The organism is Botryobacter ruber (assembly GCF_003347595.2).
Lineage (GTDB): Bacteria > Bacteroidota > Bacteroidia > Cytophagales > Hymenobacteraceae > Pontibacter > Pontibacter ruber_A.
The window spans coordinates 21,016-38,649 of sequence record NZ_QCZK02000060.1; the positions used below are offsets into that span (position 1 = coordinate 21,016).

Annotated in this window: 19 protein-coding genes; 11 read left to right on the plus strand and 8 right to left on the minus strand. The window is 52.6% G+C overall.

What is annotated here, in order from left to right:
* Positions 1-14: 14 nt before the first annotated feature.
* From DCW36_RS21245 to DCW36_RS21265, 5 genes are all read left to right on the plus strand, one after another.
* Positions 15-1,013 (plus strand): cation diffusion facilitator family transporter, encoded by a 999-nt coding sequence (locus DCW36_RS21245; protein ID WP_114783077.1) that lies wholly within the window; start codon positions 15-17, stop codon positions 1,011-1,013.
* A 70-nt stretch (positions 1,014-1,083) separates the two neighbouring features.
* Complete coding sequence (gene msrA, locus DCW36_RS21250; protein WP_114783078.1) at positions 1,084-1,758, plus strand: peptide-methionine (S)-S-oxide reductase MsrA; 675 nt, start codon at positions 1,084-1,086, stop codon at positions 1,756-1,758.
* Between the two features lie 188 nt (positions 1,759-1,946).
* Positions 1,947-2,351: a phage holin family protein gene (locus DCW36_RS21255; protein WP_114783079.1), complete on the plus strand. Its 405-nt coding sequence runs from the start codon at positions 1,947-1,949 to the stop codon at positions 2,349-2,351.
* A 252-nt stretch (positions 2,352-2,603) separates the two neighbouring features.
* On the plus strand, positions 2,604-3,719 hold the full coding sequence (locus DCW36_RS21260) for a CapA family protein (protein ID WP_114783080.1): 1,116 nt from the start codon (positions 2,604-2,606) through the stop codon (positions 3,717-3,719).
* Positions 3,720-3,892: 173 nt separating this feature from the next.
* On the plus strand, positions 3,893-4,165 hold the full coding sequence (locus DCW36_RS21265; protein WP_114783081.1) for a hypothetical protein: 273 nt from the start codon (positions 3,893-3,895) through the stop codon (positions 4,163-4,165).
* 105 nt (positions 4,166-4,270) lie between these two features.
* Here DCW36_RS21265 and DCW36_RS21270 read toward each other — a convergent pair whose 3' ends face one another.
* On the minus strand, positions 4,271-5,410 hold the full coding sequence (locus tag DCW36_RS21270; RefSeq protein WP_114783082.1) for a putative sensor domain DACNV-containing protein: 1,140 nt from the start codon (positions 5,408-5,410) through the stop codon (positions 4,271-4,273).
* Between the two features lie 203 nt (positions 5,411-5,613).
* Between DCW36_RS21270 and DCW36_RS21275 the strand changes: the two genes are divergently transcribed.
* Positions 5,614-5,883 (plus strand): hypothetical protein, encoded by a 270-nt coding sequence (locus DCW36_RS21275; RefSeq protein WP_114783083.1) that lies wholly within the window; start codon positions 5,614-5,616, stop codon positions 5,881-5,883.
* Positions 5,884-6,029: 146 nt separating this feature from the next.
* Here DCW36_RS21275 and DCW36_RS21280 read toward each other — a convergent pair whose 3' ends face one another.
* On the minus strand, positions 6,030-6,245 hold the full coding sequence (locus DCW36_RS21280) for a hypothetical protein (protein WP_125185449.1): 216 nt from the start codon (positions 6,243-6,245) through the stop codon (positions 6,030-6,032).
* Positions 6,246-6,567: 322 nt separating this feature from the next.
* Here DCW36_RS21280 and DCW36_RS22670 point away from each other — a divergent pair, with 322 nt between their 5' ends.
* From DCW36_RS22670 to DCW36_RS21300, 4 genes are all read left to right on the plus strand, one after another.
* The gene (locus tag DCW36_RS22670) at positions 6,568-6,891 is read left to right on the plus strand and encodes a hypothetical protein (RefSeq protein ID WP_164891206.1); all 324 of its coding nucleotides are present in this window, start codon (positions 6,568-6,570) and stop codon (positions 6,889-6,891) included.
* A 280-nt stretch (positions 6,892-7,171) separates the two neighbouring features.
* Positions 7,172-8,437, plus strand: coding sequence for an asparagine synthetase B (locus DCW36_RS21290; protein ID WP_114783085.1), 1,266 nt, complete (start codon positions 7,172-7,174; stop codon positions 8,435-8,437).
* Between the two features lie 124 nt (positions 8,438-8,561).
* Positions 8,562-8,795 (plus strand): hypothetical protein, encoded by a 234-nt coding sequence (locus DCW36_RS21295; RefSeq protein WP_114783086.1) that lies wholly within the window; start codon positions 8,562-8,564, stop codon positions 8,793-8,795.
* A 27-nt stretch (positions 8,796-8,822) separates the two neighbouring features.
* Complete coding sequence (locus tag DCW36_RS21300; RefSeq protein WP_114783087.1) at positions 8,823-9,677, plus strand: Mut7-C RNAse domain-containing protein; 855 nt, start codon at positions 8,823-8,825, stop codon at positions 9,675-9,677.
* On the opposite strand, the gene DCW36_RS21305 is transcribed toward DCW36_RS21300, so the two are convergent.
* The 3 genes from DCW36_RS21305 to pbpC form a co-directional block, all read right to left on the minus strand.
* Positions 9,584-10,894 (minus strand): NCS2 family permease, encoded by a 1,311-nt coding sequence (locus DCW36_RS21305; protein ID WP_114783088.1) that lies wholly within the window; start codon positions 10,892-10,894, stop codon positions 9,584-9,586. The two genes, DCW36_RS21300 and DCW36_RS21305, sit on opposite strands and share 94 nt — an antisense overlap.
* Positions 10,895-10,989: 95 nt before the next feature.
* Positions 10,990-11,865 (minus strand): alpha/beta hydrolase, encoded by an 876-nt coding sequence (locus DCW36_RS21310; RefSeq protein ID WP_114783089.1) that lies wholly within the window; start codon positions 11,863-11,865, stop codon positions 10,990-10,992.
* 52 nt (positions 11,866-11,917) lie between these two features.
* Positions 11,918-14,272 (minus strand): penicillin-binding protein 1C, encoded by a 2,355-nt coding sequence (gene pbpC / locus DCW36_RS21315; RefSeq protein ID WP_114783090.1) that lies wholly within the window; start codon positions 14,270-14,272, stop codon positions 11,918-11,920.
* Positions 14,273-14,487: 215 nt separating this feature from the next.
* Here pbpC and DCW36_RS21320 point away from each other — a divergent pair, with 215 nt between their 5' ends.
* Positions 14,488-14,730 carry a hypothetical protein gene (locus DCW36_RS21320; protein ID WP_125185450.1) on the plus strand — a complete coding sequence of 81 codons (243 nt, stop codon included), beginning with the start codon at positions 14,488-14,490 and terminating at the stop codon, positions 14,728-14,730.
* A gap of 23 nt (positions 14,731-14,753) precedes the next feature.
* Here DCW36_RS21320 and DCW36_RS21325 read toward each other — a convergent pair whose 3' ends face one another.
* From DCW36_RS21325 to DCW36_RS21335, 3 genes are all read right to left on the minus strand, one after another.
* Positions 14,754-15,242: a 3'-5' exonuclease gene (locus DCW36_RS21325; protein WP_114783092.1), complete on the minus strand. Its 489-nt coding sequence runs from the start codon at positions 15,240-15,242 to the stop codon at positions 14,754-14,756.
* A 72-nt stretch (positions 15,243-15,314) separates the two neighbouring features.
* Positions 15,315-16,325 carry a pseudouridine synthase gene (locus DCW36_RS21330; RefSeq protein ID WP_114783093.1) on the minus strand — a complete coding sequence of 337 codons (1,011 nt, stop codon included), beginning with the start codon at positions 16,323-16,325 and terminating at the stop codon, positions 15,315-15,317.
* Between the two features lie 162 nt (positions 16,326-16,487).
* Positions 16,488-17,633 carry an efflux RND transporter periplasmic adaptor subunit gene (locus tag DCW36_RS21335; protein ID WP_114783094.1) on the minus strand — a complete coding sequence of 382 codons (1,146 nt, stop codon included), beginning with the start codon at positions 17,631-17,633 and terminating at the stop codon, positions 16,488-16,490.
* Position 17,634: the final 1 nt, after the last annotated feature.

The window sequence follows — 17,634 nt, forward strand, 5'->3', positions numbered from 1 at the left end:
ATTTCCGAAGTTTGATGTTAAAACACTTAAACAACTACAGCGAAAGCGTTCGATTTCAAATGTTTGTCGTGCTGGTGGGGATCCTGTTGCTGCTGGGAAAATTCATCGCTTTTTTTCTTACCAATTCAAACGCTATTCTGACCGATGCCCTGGAATCTATCATCAACGTGGTGGCCGGTGGCTTTTCGCTTTACAGCTTAATCCTTTCTGCCCGGCCCAAAGACGAAAACCACCCGTACGGTCACGGCAAAATCGAGTTCATTGCTTCTTCGCTGGAAGGTTCCCTGATCGTGGTGGCGGGGGGGATCATTATCATCAAATCGATCTATAACTTTTTTCAGCCCGTGGTGCTCGAAAAGCTGGACTATGGTATCCTGATCGTTGCTGTTTCCGGGGCTGTGAACTATGTGGTGGGCTATATTACCGAGAAAAAAGGCAGCGAGAACCAGTCGATCGTGCTGGAGGCAGGGGGCAAGCACCTGAAGTCGGATGCGTACTCTACGGTTGGCATACTGGTGGGGCTGGTGCTGATCCTGCTCACCGGGCTGACCTGGCTCGATAATGTGGTAGCAATCCTGTTTGGCGGCATTATCTGCTACACCGGCGTGAAAATAATCCGGTCTTCTGTTGCCGGCATCATGGATGAGGCCGATTACGAGTTGCTGAAACGGATCGTGCAGGTGCTGAACGAAAACAGGCGTGCCAACTGGATAGATATTCATAACCTGCGGGTAATCAAATATGGCTCCACGCTGCACATCGATTGCCACCTGACCGTGCCCTGGTACCTGAACGTGCAGGAAGCGCATGATGAGGTGGAAGAGGTCGGGCGGCTGGTACGGGAAAAGATTGATCCGGGCATCGAACTGTTCATTCACACCGATCCCTGCATTAAGCTCTCCTGTACGATCTGCGATAAAGACGGGTGCCAGGCACGTGAGACGCCTTTTCAGCAGCGCTTGGAGTGGGAACTGGAAAAAGTGATTGCCGATAAAAAACACGGCGCCTACTAACGCAGTAGGAGAAAGAAAACTTAACGGCCGGTTGCCTGTTAACAAAGTACATACGCTTAAATGGAATGACATGAAAATAAGAACACTCTTACTCATACCGGTTTTGTTCCTGCTGGCCAGCAGCTGCTCCGAGGCACGAAAAGGGCAGCCCCACACAGCGGATGCTGCCGCTCAGGATAGCGTCAGCCAGATTGACACCACCGGCCTGGCAGTAGCCACTTTTGCAGGAGGCTGCTTCTGGTGCACGGAAGGTTATTTTGAGCGGCTGAAGGGCATAAAACACGTGGTAGCCGGTTACGCCGGGGGCACCAAACCGAACCCCACGTACGAGGAGGTAAGTTCAGGGAAAACAGGCTACGCCGAGGCCGTTCAGATTTACTATGATCCGGAAGAGGTAAGCTACCAGGACCTGCTCGAGGCGTTTTTCCTGACACACGACCCCACCACCCTCAACCGGCAGGGACCGGACGTGGGCACGCAATACCGGTCGGCGGTGTTTTACCACAATTCGGAGCAGGAAAAGCAGGTACGGGATTATATTAATAAGCTGGAACTGGCCGGTACCTACCAAAACCGGATCGTGACGCAGGTGGCGCCTTTTACGACCTTTTATGAAGCCGAAGAATACCACCAGGACTTTTACCGCCGCAACCCGAACAACCCTTACATCCGGTCGATTGCCGAACCCAAAATGAAAAAGTTTGAAAAGGTGTTCGGCGATAAAATGAAAGAAAAGCAGAAATAAAATGACAAAGTTAGATTGAGTGAGAAATTACCCTGGCCTCCCGGTGAGCGCCAGGGTAATTATGTTTTAAGTTAGTAGCTGCTTCCTTTATTGCTACACAGGAGGAGCGGTGCTGTTCTATATCCATTTCTTCCGAAGACCGTAAGAGGTAAACATTTTACCTTCATCCGAAACAAAAAACGAAAACAATGGATTTAATTATCAATTTACTCGTTAGTGCCGGTGTACTGTTCCTGCTGGCCTACATCATGCCCCAGGTGCATGTGAAAAGTTTTGGCACTGCCTTATGGGTTGCTATCCTGATTGGTTTGCTAAACGCTACAATCGGCCTTATCCTGAGCTTTATTTTCAACCTGTTCACGCTGTTTTTGCTGAGTTTTATTGTGCGGCTGGTCGTGATGGCGCTCATCGTGAAGCTGGTAGACAAGCTGGTGCGGAATTTTAAAGTAGATGGTTTCTGGCCTGCCCTGGTCATTGCGGTTGCCCTGGCCATTGCCGGTACCCTTATCGACCGTTCCAATGCAAAAGACGGCGACTTGACCATGCTGGAGAACAGGCCGGTGCAGGAAGCACAACTGTTTGCCGCCCGCTAATAGTTACTCCTGAATTTACGGGTTCCTCCTTCCAAAAAGCCGGTATCTTCTCTGTTAAGGTACCGGCTTTTCAATTAAGCGGGACGTGAGGAGCAGTGGGAGTGGTGGCAGGTGCAGTGCATATTATCCACACCTAAAACGGCTAAAGAGCAGTATACTGAAAGATAGATGATCGGTAAAACTGTTGTACTGCTTTCCTGTTCCGTTCTGGCGGCCGTTGGTCTGCAGGCGGACCAACTACAATCTGATGCTATGACACCTCCCTCAGCTGCTGTTTCGTTGTTTTTGTGCGGCGATGTGATGACCGGCAGGGCCATCGACCAGGTGCTGCCGCAGTCGGTAGAGCCGCAACTGTACGAGTCGTATGTGAAAGATGCGCGGGCTTATGTGCAACTGGCGGAACGACGAAACGGCCCCATCCCAAAGCGGGTGCCGTATGCCTACATCTGGGGCGATGCCCTGGACGTGTGGCAGCAGCAGGCGCCCGACCTGAAGCTCATCAACCTGGAAACCAGTATTACCACCAATCCCGAACCCTGGCCCGACAAGGGCGTAAATTACCGGATGCACCCTGCCAACATCCCCTTGCTGAAAGCTGCCGGCATCGATTTCTGCTCCTTAGCCAACAACCACATCCTCGACTGGCAGCGGGAGGGGCTGCTGGAGACCCTGCAGACCTTGCAGGAAGCTGAATTACCGTTTTCAGGGGCAGGTCAGAACCTGGCAGAAGCCCGTAAACCAGCCATCCTGAAAACAAAGCAACACCGGGTGATCATTTTTGCCTACGGCTACGGCAACAGCGGCATCCCATCCGACTGGGCCGCCTCGCCCCAACTGGCTGGCATAAACCTGCTGCCCGATTTGAGTCCCGAAACGGTAGACGACATCCGGAAGCAGGTGCGGGCAGTAAAACAGGCAGGCGATGTTGTGGTTTTTTCCATTCACTGGGGCCCCAACTGGGGCTATGAAATTCCGCCCCGCCACCGCGAATTCGCCTACAGGTTAATAGACGAGGCGGGTGTAGATGTGATCCACGGCCATTCCTCGCATCATCCGCTGGCCCTGGAGGTGTATCAAGACAAGCTGATTCTGTACGGAGCCGGCGATTTTATCAACGATTACGAGGGCATCAGCGGGCACGATGAGTACCGCAGCGACCTTGCCCTTATGTATTTTACCGAGCTAAACCCGGCCAACGGCACACTCGTTTCGCTGCGCATGGTGCCCCTGCAACTTAAAAAATTCCGCCTGAACCATGCCTCAGAAGCAGATGCAGCCTGGCTTACCCGGGTGTTGGACCGGGAAGGCGAAAAAGTAGGCACGAGCGTCAGGCTGAACAGTGATGGAACACTATCCCTGCATTGGTAAGTAACCGGGCCGATTCGTTTGCACCAAACTTTCTTTTCTCCTGCTTCGGATGTATAAGATATTTCACTATAACACGTTACTCAGCAAAGGAAATTGTAGACTTTACATTATCAGAAACTCCCGGAACGAAATTTATTACGGTCAGGGGTGGATTAGGAATGACAGCTTGTGGTATGAAGGAAAACAAATTTGAACATCTTGCCAATTTCAGCAAAATGCCCGCCTGGGCTCAGGCAGAGGTTCTGGAACGCGAAGGAACGGAACTGGCCCGCCGGCTGCACAAGGGCTGGGAGGTGCGCCTCTTTTCCATCGACAACTATTACGTAGAGCTCTGGGAAAAGCAGGAGCTGAAAATTACCACTACCTTCCGGAATTCCGCCAAAGCCCTTGCCGTGCTGGAACCTTATCTGGGAGGCATAGCGGTACAGGACCTGGTCGGTTTCTGAGTTTCGTGCTCGTTTCGTTTTGCTGCTCCTATCACCACTCCCGCTGTTGCATCCAACCACATCAGGTAGTAGAGAACCACCCTTTGGCTAAGGTAACGGACAAGTTTACAACAGCAGCGTCCCGATCCGGTGTGCCCGTACAATTTCTTCCTGTGCAGACCAGGAGAAGATCGTGAAACGCCCGTCCTGGGAAGCAACCAGGGCCAGGGCATCGCGTTGGTCGTGCACAAACTGAGCAGCCGACAGGTGCCGCGTACCGCCGTTATGGGCAGGCGGAATAACCGTAGCTTTAACCCCAACCACAGGCTCGGAAACCAGCAGCTTATCAACCGGGGCGTTTCCTTTCCGGCGGCCGATTTTGGCGCCAAACGCCAGCACTTCGTATTCATCGTTGATAATGGTTGCACCGTCTAAAGCCGTGAGTCCTGCAATGCTTTCTACTTCCCGGTGCAGTTCCTGCTGCCACGATCCCTGGCTGCGCACGGTTACTTCCTGGCGCATTAAACCGGATAGGCCGCTGTAGGGGGGCACAACGGGGTAAGAGATGGGGTGTACGATGGATTCGCGCCAACTGTCGGAACCGGCCGGTACAATCAGCATGGAGCCGCCGCGTTTGTGGGCCCGCATCGAAACCGCCAGCTGAACCAGCACATTCAGGGAGTTGTTCCAGGAGGAAGAAGTGAAATCGAGAAAGGAGGCGAGGAGGGCGGTGCTGTCGGGCAGGGTTAGGCTGTTTTCATCCACCACCTTCACCTGGTCGCCAATGAGAACGGCTACGTTTACAAACTTGCCATAGCCATCGAGCCGGCGGTGTTTTACCACCAGCAAGCCCGGATCCGACACATCCAGCACCAGGCAAAGCGCACGGATATCGCGGGTAGTTCCCCACACATACAGCTCCTCTCCGTCCTGCCACACCCCTAGGTGGATGCCGGGACGTTCTACTCCGGGCGCTAGTTTTAACAGGATGGCAGGCAGAAGCGGCAACCGCTTCTCGAACAGCAACGGCATGCCGGCCTGTTCAGGAGGAACAAAAGCCAGTGAAATTTTGGGTGGCTGCCCTTCCTCGCGCCGCAGGCTGGCCCAGAACGCAGCATCAATCATGGCCTCAACAACTTTTGCTGTTGGCGCTGGTTCCACGCCCGTTACGCCGCGCTGCCTTGCCTCGGCCAGTTGATTTGCAAAATGGGTTTCCACGGTTGGGGCCACTGCCTTTGCCGCCTGGTACGTTGTTCTTCTGGTCATGCTTTATCGGAAGTCATTCAACCCTTAAGGTACTCAATTATGACAAAAAAACCTTACAGCTGCTGCCTCCATTCCCGCTGCGGCTCTTCCGGAAAAAAAATGGTGATGTCCGGGAAAAGTTTTGCTTTTTACCCGGCAATCCGTAGTTTAAGCAACACCAGGTTCCTGGCGGAATGAGAAATACATGAAAAAGAAATATAAAGATGAACACAGCTTATAAACCAGTCGATCGGAAATTTTATGACGAGCTGCAGGCGCTGGCAAAAGAGAAAGCGTACGTACGCATCCAGTTTTACACGGACATACACGAGTTCCTGACAATCAACGCTTCCCTGAAGGGGCTGCACCAGCAGGGGGAGGAAGAGTACCTGCTGGTGTCTACCGGCGAGGAAATCCGCCTCGACAGGCTTGTACGGGTAGGCAACACAGCGGCACCCGGCTATGACGAAGACTACTTTAAATGCGATTGCTGATTACCTGCAGGATAGTACAGTCTTATACCTATGACGCAGCAAAGCCTGACAGTTTCAGAAAGAAGCTTTGTACTTTTTTCTGAAATTAATCAGGCTTTGCTGTGTCTGTCCTTTTAGAAAAGTATAATTTAGTTGAATATGCTTTTTTAGAGGTCAGAACCATCTTCAAAAACATCCACAGGTTCATCCTCATCTATAAAGTCTTCGAATTCATCTTCTTCAAAACCAGGATCATTATCCCCATCGTTATCAATAGTACCGGTTGGGGTTATAGCCATGGGCCTGATTTCATCGTCATCATCGCAACTGCTCAGGCTTACTCCCATACAAAGAGCCAGGCCTAGTATTAATATATTTTTCATAGTTACCTTGTTCTTTAGTAGAAATTTATATACTATTTAACTGGCTTTATATCAATAAGTTTCAATAACAACTGCTTTTGTTTTGATACTGTGTAAATATGAATATTTGAATAAAAGCATAATAATTGCACAGTTCCAGGGCTAATGCCGGCAAACATTGCCGGAACAGGTGCCGGAACGGGTATATTGTGCTGCCAACATCGTCCGTTCAGAGCCTCCAGTTGTAGTATCTGCTTTATTATCAATTTGTTAAATATGAAACAAGGGCACGCGTTTCACCTGTCATTTACCTATCATTGTAAAAACAACAAACACGAAAGCTATGACACAGGAAATTCAGTTGCTGATAAGCAGCAGCAGCCTGCCCGACACCAAAGTGGCTATTGGACTTACAATTGAAGAACACGGCAAGAAAGCAGCCATCGCAATAGCAGAAAAGTTTTATCAGGATGTAATTTGCCTGCTCCAGGCTACCAACGACCACCACACCAGCAGCATGATCGTCAGCGAAGCAACGGACCTGTTCCTGGATGATGAGGTGGAGCAGGAAAACGAAGCTGAGGAAGACGAAGACGAAGAACTGGAGTGGGACTGGAGCCTGGATTTGGAAGACGACGAAGAGGAGAGGCGGGACAATTATAAGTAAAACCGGATCCATTTCTCCTTTCCGTACGGATTTAAGCGGTGAAATAAAAATTATCCGGCAACCGCAATTTTTAGCATCATTTCAGGAACAGATTTGCTTTCACAAAGGTATAATACAGGTGGAAGCAAATCTGTTTTTTTCTTGCCTTTTCTTTTGCAACCGGAGGCGTTACGAGGCCGATGCGGGTAATTGGCTCTGATTATCAGCGAAGTAGAAGTCAGGCATGGTGCAAAAAAAAAACAGGTGCTCTTTGATTCTTTTACCCTCTAAGCTTACACCTATGCGCATCCGACTTTTATCCGGCATCTTTTTAGTAGCCTTGGTTGCTTTTGATGCTACCGCCTCTCAAATACTGGTGCCCATGGACGGGACACAGAAAAATCACCTGAAATCGTATGGGGTTGCTTACTGGGTGCTGCAAAACCACGAGGAAGTAGACTGGCTGCTCAACTACAGGGGCGGCAGCTTCGCTTTCCGGCATTCTGCCAAAATTGAGAGCGAATTAACGGTAAGAGGAGTTTCCTATGCCGTGCTATCGGATGCGCAGTACCAGTCCATTCTTGCCGAGATCAGCAATCCGGAGGTAAACATGGACCTGATGAAGCTGGAGAAAGCGCCCAAAATTGCTGTTTACTCCCCTAAAATAAAAGAACCCTACGACGATGCCGTTACGCTGGTGCTCGATTTTGCTGAAATCCCGTACGAGCTGGTTTTTGATGAAGAGGTGCTGGACAAGAAGCTGCCAACCTTCGACTGGCTGCACCTGCACCACGAAGATTTTACTGGCCAGTATGGGAAAGTGATGGGCCGCCGCCGCCATAACGAAGCTTTCCTGGCCCAGCAGCAGGAAGCCGAAGATGTTGCCCGGAAGTACGGCTACGCCAAAGTCTCTCAGATGAAACTGGGGGTGGTAACTAAAATAAAAGAATTTGTGGCTGGAGGAGGCTTTATGTTTGCCATGTGCTCCGCTACCGACACCTACGACATTGCCCTGGCTGCCGACGGCGTGGACATCGTGGATGCCATCTACGACGGAGACGACATAGATCCGGAGGCGCAGCAGAAGATCGATTTCAACAAAACCTTTGCTTTCCGCGACTTTGCCATCAGCCTGAGCCCCTACGACCGCAGTTTTTCGAGTATCGACAACCAGCGGCGGGAGCGGGGGCTTTACGAAGAAAACGACTTTTTCGCCCTCTTTACCTTCTCCGCCAAATGGGACCCCATCCCAACCATGCTCACCCAAAACCATGAAAAGACCATTAAAGGGTTTATGGGGCAAACCACGGCTTTCAAAAAAGTACACGTAAAGCCGGATGTAACCGTGATGGGCGAAACAGAAGAAGCAAAGGAGGTACGCTACATCAACGGCACCATCGGCAACGGCACCTGGACATTCTATGGCGGGCACGACCCGGAAGATTACCAGCATATGCCCGGGGAACCTCCCACCGATTTGTCGCTGCACCCCAACTCACCGGGCTACCGCCTCATCCTGAACAACATCCTGTTTCCGGCTGCCCGAAAGAAAAAGCCTAAAACCTGAAATTTTACAGGCTGTACCAGCTACTTTATTTTCATTTTTCAGAACCTTCTGCCTCCGATTCCCATATGAAGGTAAAAGCAGTTCGGAAGCCAAAGCTGCTGCACACCAACTAACAACGGACGCTATGAGAGCAAAAGGAGGGAAAAAGCCAGGTAAGGATGAAATGAAAGGTGGTAAAAAAGCAAAAGCGAAAGCAGCAGCAACCGAACAGCAACACACTTCTCCTGAAACTACAGGCGCTGCGCAAACGGACGATACGCCCGAAAAAATTATCGTTGTTCAGGCTATGACCGGGCAAAATGAACAGGGGGAGCAGCAGGAGGTTGGCGGCGAACTGAACCGGGAGCAGCTGTGGTAATGGTGACAGCAGCAGAAAGGTTTTGTTATGACTAAAACAGCCGCTTTTCTGTTTCATGGCGCGCTGAACGATTTCCTGCCCGCTGCTAAAAGAAACATACGGTTTGATTATACCTTCAATGGCAGCCCTGCCGTGAAAGATGCCATCGAAGCCCTAGGCGTTCCGCACCCGGAAGTGGATGTCATTTTAATAAACGGCGCTCCCGCCGGTTTTGCCCAGCAGCTTCAGGCACAGGACCAGGTGGAGGTTTTTCCGGATGCATCTGCGTTCGGGTTACCTGAAGCGCATTCCATACAGGCCTTGCTGCCTGTTTCCGATAAGTTTGTGCTGGATGTGCACCTGGGCAAACTGGCCAAAGCCCTGCGCATGCTGGGTTTCGACACCTTATACCAGAACGATTACGACGATGCCACCATCGCCCGCCTTGCCGACCAGGAAAACCGGATTGTGCTGACACGGGATGTAAACCTGCTCAAAAACAAACGCATTAATCGTGGCTATTGGCTGCGGTCGCAACACGCGGAGGAGCAGTTGCAGGAGGTGCTGACCTATTTTGAACTGCTGCTACAGCTAAACCCCTTCACCCGGTGCCTGGAATGCAACGGCCCTATTGTGGCCGTCGCGAAGGAGGAGGTGCTGGAACAGCTGCCGCCAAACACCCGCTTGTATTTTCATGAATTTTACCAGTGCCGCAACTGCAGGCGGGTGTACTGGAAAGGCTCGCATTACGAACGGATGCAGCAGTTTATACAACGCCTACATACTGGAACGGGGCACAGAAGCTCCTTTTACAGCAGCGCCAGGATACAAATGGCATCAATCACCAGCAAGCCAATTCTGATTTCGGAACTTTTGCCGGTCACCAGCTTAATAGCGGTATAGCTGAGGAAGCCCCAGATAATGCCCTGCGAGATAGAGTAGGTAAAGGGAATGAGCACCATCGCCAGGAAAGCAGGAATTCCCTCGTCGAGTTGCTGCCAGTTAATCTTTGTTACAGGCCTGATCATAAACACGCCCACCAGCACCAGTGCCGGAGCCGTGGCAATGGCCGGAATAATGGACAGCAAAGGCGCCACGAAAAGAAACGGCAGAAACAGGAAGGCGCCCACTACTGCGGTCAGCCCGGTTCGTCCGCCTGCTTCTATCCCCACCGCCGATTCGATATACGCTGTTCCGGGGCTGGAACCCACCAGCCCGGCGAGGGTCGTGGCTACAGCATCCGTGAGCAGCGAGCGCTTGATGTTGCGGGGTTCCCCTTCTTCGTCGAGCAGGTTGGCGGCTTCGGCAAGTCCCACAAACGTGGAAACGCTGTCGAACATATCGGTGAAAACAAACGCAAAAATTACAGGCACAATGGCCAGTTGAAACGAATTCGCTAAATCCAGCTCGAACAGCAGGCTGAAATCCGGGGTAGAAAAAGCGCCCTGCCAGTTTACCAGCGGCGCGGCCGCTGTTGCTTCGTCCACACCCCACCAGCGGCCTAGCGGGTAAGCAGCCAGCGTGGTAAAGAGAATCCCAAGCAGAATGGCGCCTTTCACCTGGCGGGTTACCAGGGTCGCCGTTACCAGCAGCCCGACCAGGAACGTTATCAGGGCAGGGTTAAGCGGGCTGATCCCGACAATAGTGGCCGGGTTGTGTATGATAAAACCGGCATTGATAAAGCCAATCAGGGTGATAAAAAGGCCAATGCCTGCGGCAATAGCAGAACGCAGCGGGCGCGGGATGGAAAGTACAATCAGCGTCCGGACGTTAAACAGCGAGAGCACCAGGAACGCTACCCCCGACCAGAACACTGCGCCCAGCGCCACCTGCCAGGGCACCTTCATGCCCAGCACGGCCGAATAGGTAAAAAATGCATTCAAGCCCATGCCGGGCGCAACCAGGATCGGGTTCCGTGCATAGAGGCCCATCATCAGGCTGCTGAAAAAGGAGACCAGAATGGTGGCGGTAAGCACCCCGGAAAAAGGCATGCCGGCCTGGCTCAGAATGCTGGGATTTACTACAATGATATATGCCGTGGCCAGAAAAGAGGAGAGGCCCGCAATGATTTCGGTATGCAGGGTAGACCCGTTTTTCCTTATCTCGAAAAATGATTGCATCAATAGGTTCGTTTGCTTTTGTGCTAAATAAGGAAATAAAGTCCTGCAGACAAAAATATGTTTTTACAAATACGGCGTTACAGGCAGAGCACGCGCTACTTTGTCCAACCATTCCCGATCATCCAGTACCGCACGCGTTCCAGCCAGTTATCGATAGGAGCGCCTTTCGAAAAACCGTGTTCGCCTTTGGGGTATAGGTGCATTTCGGCTGGTACATTTTTTTTCAGCAACGCTTCGTAAAAGCGGAGGCTGTTGGCTACCACCACCTTGGAGTCGTCGCCGGCGTGAACCAGGAAAGTGGGTGGTGTTTGGGGCGTTACCTGCAGCTCGTTTGAGTAAAGCTTTATCATTTCAGGCGTAGGAGAAGTGCCGATCAGGTTTTCCCGCGAACCCATGTGTGCGAGGCTGTCGCTGAAGCTGATCACCGGGTAAACCAGGATCATGAAGTCCGGGCGCAGGCTGATGTGTTCTTTATTCTCAATCACTTCCCGCTTAAAGTGTGTGCCCGCCGTAGAAGCCAGGTGACCTCCTGCCGAAAAACCCAGGATACCGATTTTGTTCGGGTTGATGTTCCATTCCGTTGCCCGCTGCCGCACCGTTTTGATGGCCTGCTGCGCATCCTGCAGCGGACCGATGCTTTTGTCTTTCATGGTGGCATCGCTCGGCAGCCGGTACTCCAGCACAAAGGCGGCAACGCCCATTTTGTTAAATTCAGCGGCCACATCGTGCCCTTCGCGTTTCATCACCAATCCGCGGTAGCCGCCGCCGGGGCAGATGATTACTGCTGTTCCCGTCGCTTTGTCTTTCGAAGGCAGGTAAACTGTTAAGTTAGGAGCAGTGGCTTTGGTGGCAGGAGCAGCAATTGCATTCGGGACCTTTCCGTCCGGGTACAGGGGCATTTTCTGCTGCGCTACACTTGTCAGGATTGTAAACAGGAAACAGGTGAACAGGAGGCTGGCTTTTCCGGTCATGGGGAGTGTGTTTGGTTGAGATGGAGGTAATATCGGAAAAAATAATGTGAATTTACTCTAGGAAACGCACTGTAATGTAGCTGTTGGTGTTGCGGCCCTGGTCGTCGGTGCAGGATATTTTGTAGCGGCCGGCCTGGGTGGGCTCGAAGAACAGTTTTTCGTTGGCGGCTCCTGCCTTCAGGAATTTATCGTTGATGTACCAGTACACCTGCTTTACCTCGTTGTGCGGGTTACAGTGCAGCATGAGTTTCTGGTGCTCACCCTGCTCCAGGAGGTACTCCATTTCCGCAGTGGGTGAGGTGATAACAGGAGCAAAGTCCAGAAAGATGCGGCTGCACGCCGGATTGTGTGCCGGGATGTGCTGGTACGGGATACGTTCGGAATGGAAGAAGGTCAGTATTTCGGGTGCATGGTTCGGGTACCACTTCAGCTTGAATCCTGTAACTGGCTGGCAGGACGTGCAGTATGCAAACTGCTCATCTTCCGATACGGCCACCTGTTTCAGGTGCGCGCACTTTGAAACAGGTGAAATGCCGGGGATAAACGTATCCAGCACCCGGTCCTTGCAGAAGCTGTTGGCAGGCAAGCCGCTCTCGATGCAGACGCTCCGGTTCGCCAGCCCTGCCGGTGCCGAAAACCAGCTATCGGAGCTGTTGTAGTCGATGGCATCGAAGATGTCGAAAAGCAGCGGTGTGGCGGAATCGGTGCCGTTGAGTTCGGGCACGCCTTCGCCTGAAAAGTTTCCTACCCACACGCCCACCGTGTATTTTTTGTTGTAGCCAATGCTCCAGGCATCTTTGCGGCCATAGGAAGTACCGGTTTTCCAGGCTATTTTGGGCAGGTGCCTGCTGTTCTGCGCATTGTGCGGCAGGTCGGGGCGCTGCAGCTGCGTCAGGATCTGGTTTACCATAAAGGCAGCGGCAGGAGAAACGAGTTGTTTTTTTATGTTAACCGAGTCGTGCTGCAGCCAGCGGATGGGTGCGTAATTTCCTTTGTTGGCAAAGGAGGCAAACAGGACTGTCAGCTCTTCCAGCCGCACATCGCAGCCACCCAGGATCAGCGAGAGCCCCAGCTGGTTGGCCTCCTTGTTCACCTGCCGGAACTCCGCCTGCTGCAGCTTCTTTACAAATGTACGCACGCCCAGCTGGTCCAGCACCTTTACGGCAGGCACATTCAGCGAGGTAGCCAGGGCCTGTTCTATGGTCACGTTGCCGTTGTAGTTGCCGAAATAGTTCTGTGGGCGATAACCGGCATAATCTACCGGTACATCAGAAATGATGGTCTTTGGTGTAAGTAACCCTTTATCAAACGCAGTGGCGTACAGGAATGGCTTCAGCGTACTGCCCGGCGACCGGATCGCCCGCACGCCATCCACCTGCCCATCGTGCTCATAATCCGAAAAATCGGCGGAACCCAGGTATGCTTCAACGGCACGGGTTTCATTGTTCAGGACGAGCACGGCAGCATTGTGGATGTTCTTGTAGCGCAGCCGCTGCAGGTAATTGTATGCCAGCTGCTCGACCTTTTCCTGCACCCGCCGGTTGAGGGTGGTGTGGATGACAGGCAGGTGCGGGTACTTGCGCTGCATGCGGTAAGCAAAATGCGGCGCCACCCGCGGGGCATCCTGTCGCACGGCTTCCAGCGGCTCGTTCAGCGCATCGGCCAGCGCCTCCGCCGGAAAGGCCTGCTGCGCGCGGTAGTACTGCAGCCACTTGTTCCGGAAGGCCACAATCCGCTCGTTCTGCTCCCCGATGCGCAACGTGGAAGGTTTGTTCGGTATCACCGTCAGCGTTACCGCCTGCGCCAGGCTGAGCTGCTTGGGCGACTGGTGAAAGTACAGCACAGCCGCTGCTTTCACACCCTCTATGTTCCCGCCGTAAGGCACCAGGTTCAGGTACAGCTGCAGGATCTCGTCTTTGCTGTACTGCCACTCCAGCTGAAATGCCCGGAAAACCTCGATGAGCTTGTTCCGGTAGGTCCGCTCCTTCGGATAGAGCAGCCGCACCACCTGCATGGTGATGGTTGAGGCCCCGGAGGTGGTTTTTCCTTCAGCTACATTATTCACAGCTGCCCGCACCACAGCCACCGGATTGACGCCCGGATGATAGTAAAAGTACCGGTCTTCTTTCAGCAGAACCGCCTGTTTTAGCACCGGGTTGATTTCGTCAGGTTGCAGCTGCATCCGCCATTTATCGTCGGTGCTCAGGAAGGCATTGATGACGCTGCCGTCGGAGGCAGTGATGACGGGCGAGTAAGGGATGCTCACCTGCAGCGGGTAGCGGTGGTTCAGGAACAGGAACAGAAGGAATGGAAACAGCAGCAGCAAAAGGCCATACTTCAGCCTGCTTCTCCGGTTGATGAAGAAAGGTTGTTGAAGCAGATATTTTATTTTTTCCGGCAGCTGCATTAGAGGTAAGATAACTTATAAACGGCTTACAGACAAGCTTCTTAATCGGGATATGGTAAGTCTTTATTTAAATTTTATCCCCTTAAGGCAAAAAAAGTTTACTGCTCCTGCCACCACAGCCGCTGCTCTTGCTTTTCTATAAAAAGTAACGGCTCAGACAAACAGAATAGTGGTTTCTTCAGTTTAACAGGAAAGACCATTTCATCCTTATGTTTATGAGCAAGCAGTATACCACTATCTTAAAGCTGGAAGATTATCCGGCAAAATTTGACTGTACCAAAACCCGGGATTTAAGCATTATTCCAACGCTTTACCAGGAAGCCACCATGGGCATGGGACTCGATGTGGACTTCGAGCAAATCCAGATTCTCAGCGTCGACACCGAAAAGCACGACAACCCGCCCATGGAACTGCATGTTAAATGGCAGATCAACGTCAGGAAACCAACGGCAGAATAGCTTTGGACAGGTAAATGTTGCGCCTACTGCACGCTTAGCCTTTCCAGGTGAAGCTGATATAACGCGGCACAGGCCAGTGCATCGCTGAGGGCATCGTGGTGGTTGAGCTGTATCCGGTGCTCCCGGCATAGCTGCGCCAGCCCTTTTTTGAAAATTTTATACGTGCACTGCTGCTGGTACGTCGGCTGTTCTACCTGGTAATAGTCGAGGGTGTGGCGCAGGCAGCTGAAATCGAACGCGCCGTTGTGCGCCACCACCGTCTGGTGCTGGATGTACGGTTTCAGTTCATGCCAGACCGCGTCGAAGGTTGGCGCGTTGCAGGTGTGGGCAGGGCCGATGCCATGAATTTCGGTGTTGCGGGAAAAGTAGAAGTTGTCGGGCGGGCACACCAGCTTGTTTATTTTGGCGGTTACCTGTCCGTTCTCTACCCGCACCAGCCCCACCTGGCAAATGCTCCAGCGTTTGCCCTGGGCGGTTTCAAAATCGATGGCGGTGAAGGAAGTATGGTTCATGAGCTGAACTTCGTTTTAATTGAACTAAAATTTATTTGCTGCACCAGCCACCTCAACCACTGCAGCTTTACATTAGCGCCGACCTCTTCCAGTCGAACCTTTCGGTGATGCACCCCTGCCGGTACCGCCGCGTTTGCCGGAAGTACCGCCTTTTGGAGCACCTTTGGCAGCTCCTCTGCTTCCCTTGGCACTGCCTGCCTTATGAGGCGCACTTTTGCCGATTCGTTTCCCGGAGCCACTGCCCGGACGGCTACCAGATGGTGCACCGGCTCTGCCAGGTCTGGCTGTTGTGCTGCCGGGGCGTGCGCTTCTGCTGCGCGTTGGCCGCTCTTCCTCTTCGAAATCAAAAAATGCTTCCTGCCTGGAGGCGCTTCTTCCGCCTTTAAAGGTACTGGCCAGGTTGTCTACTTCCTCCTGGGTAAGGGTGCGCCAGTAGCCGACAGGCAGTTTGGCAAGTGTAATGTCGTTGATGCGCAGGCGCTGCAGGTGCACAACCCGGTAGCCCAGGCCTTCGCACATTTTTTTGATGTTGTGGTTACTGCCAGGCTGCAGTACGATCCGGAAACGGGCAGAGCCTTCGCGTGCCACAAAGGTGCGTTGCCGGACAACTCCCTCCATCGCAGGACCGCCTTCGCCCATCTTAGCCAGGAAATCGGAGGAAATAATGCGGTCTAGTGTCACGACATACTCTTTTTCGAACTTGTTGTCGGCCCGGGTCATTTTCTGTACAAAGTTGCTGTCGTTGCTCAGGAAGAGCAGGCCCTCGGCTTCGCGCTCCAGGTGCCCGATGGGCAGGAGCGTGGCGGGGTAGTTGATGGCACGTACCACATTGTCGCGCACCGCCGGGTCGGACTTGGCCGACATGTTGGCCGGTTTGTTGAACACCAGGTACACGGGCTCTTCTTCGCGCACCTGCAGCAGCTGGTCGTCGATGCGGACTTTGTCTTTGGCTGTTACTTTTGTTCCGGCGTCCGGTTCTTTTCCGTTTACGGTTACGCGGCCTTCTTCTATGAGCCGGTCTGCTTCGCGGCGGGAGCAAAAGCCGGTGTCACTGATAAATTTATTTAAGCGTTTTGGTTCCATTCCGGTCTGGCAGCTGAAGCAGGTTTACAGGTAAAGTGGCTGCAACCAGCTGCTGTTGTTTTGGGTGAAAATTAATTTATGTAAAAGGGCTGAAGTAAGTAGGCAGCTTTAAAATAATGTCGGGGTTGTTTTAGAATACAAAGTAAGCCTATTTTCGCCATTTTATTCTTCCTCCTCTTTATTTTTAAGTTGCATGAGCAGCGTGTAGGCGCCTTTTGTTACGAATGTCTGGTTTTCCGGGTGCAGCGCCGGGCTGGGGACTAAGGCGGTATAGCCATGCCCGGAACTGCCTGCCTGGACTGGCACCATTTCAAAAATGTTATTTCCCTGCGCTGTGAAAACATATTGTTTGTTCCCGTAACGCACAATGGCCTCGTCGGGCAGCGTATAGATTTCACGGCTCCGGACTTCAATTTCTGCATTCATGAACATGCCGGGCACTAAGGCCGGAGCTGCTTCCTGAAGGTGGCAGCGTACTGCCACGGACCTGTCTTCTGCAACATCTTTCCCAATAAAAATAATGTAGGCTGGATATTTTACTTCCGGCTGGTTTGGCCGGTACGCCAGCACCTGTTGCCCCGTTTCCAGCTTATCCAGGTCTTTTTCGAATACCGTGAGCATGAGGTGCAGCTCGTGCGGGTCCACCAGTTCGAAGAGCACATCGGTGGGCAGTACGTACTTGCCGATATTCACATTCACTTTGGTCACATAGCCATGGATGGGAGCGTAAAGGCGGAGGGTGCGGCTAAGGTTGTTTTCTGTGAGTTTGGCCGGGTTCACGCCCAGCAGCCGCAGCTTTTCGGCCAGCGCCTGCAGCATCACCCGCTGGCTCTGGTACTCCGCCTGTGCCTGCTGGAAAACTTTGTCGCTGCTGGCTTTGCTCTGGTTCAGGTCACGCTGGCGCGCATACTCCTGCTCCAGGTAGCCCAGGCGTGCTTTGGTAGTGAGGTAGTCCTGCTGCAACTGGATATAATTCGGGTCTTCGAGCTCGGCCATGAGCTCGCCTTTTTTCAGGTGCATGCCGGGCAGGAGTTTGGTTTTCTTCAGGTAACCGCCCAGCGGCACACTCACGGAAATAACATGCTGGGGCGGCGCTTCCATGACGCCGTTCACCTGGAGTGCCGTGGAAATTGTTCGTTGTTCGGCTTTGCCGGTTTCAATTTCAGCCTGCTGCAGCTGGGCGGGAGTTAGCTGCACCAGGTTGCTTTCCTGTGGCGCTTCATCAGGCGTAGTTGCGGCCGGTTGCTCGCTGCTGCAGCTGAACAGGAGCCAGGCGGCAACCGGTAAGGTAAGGATTGTCTTTCTCATT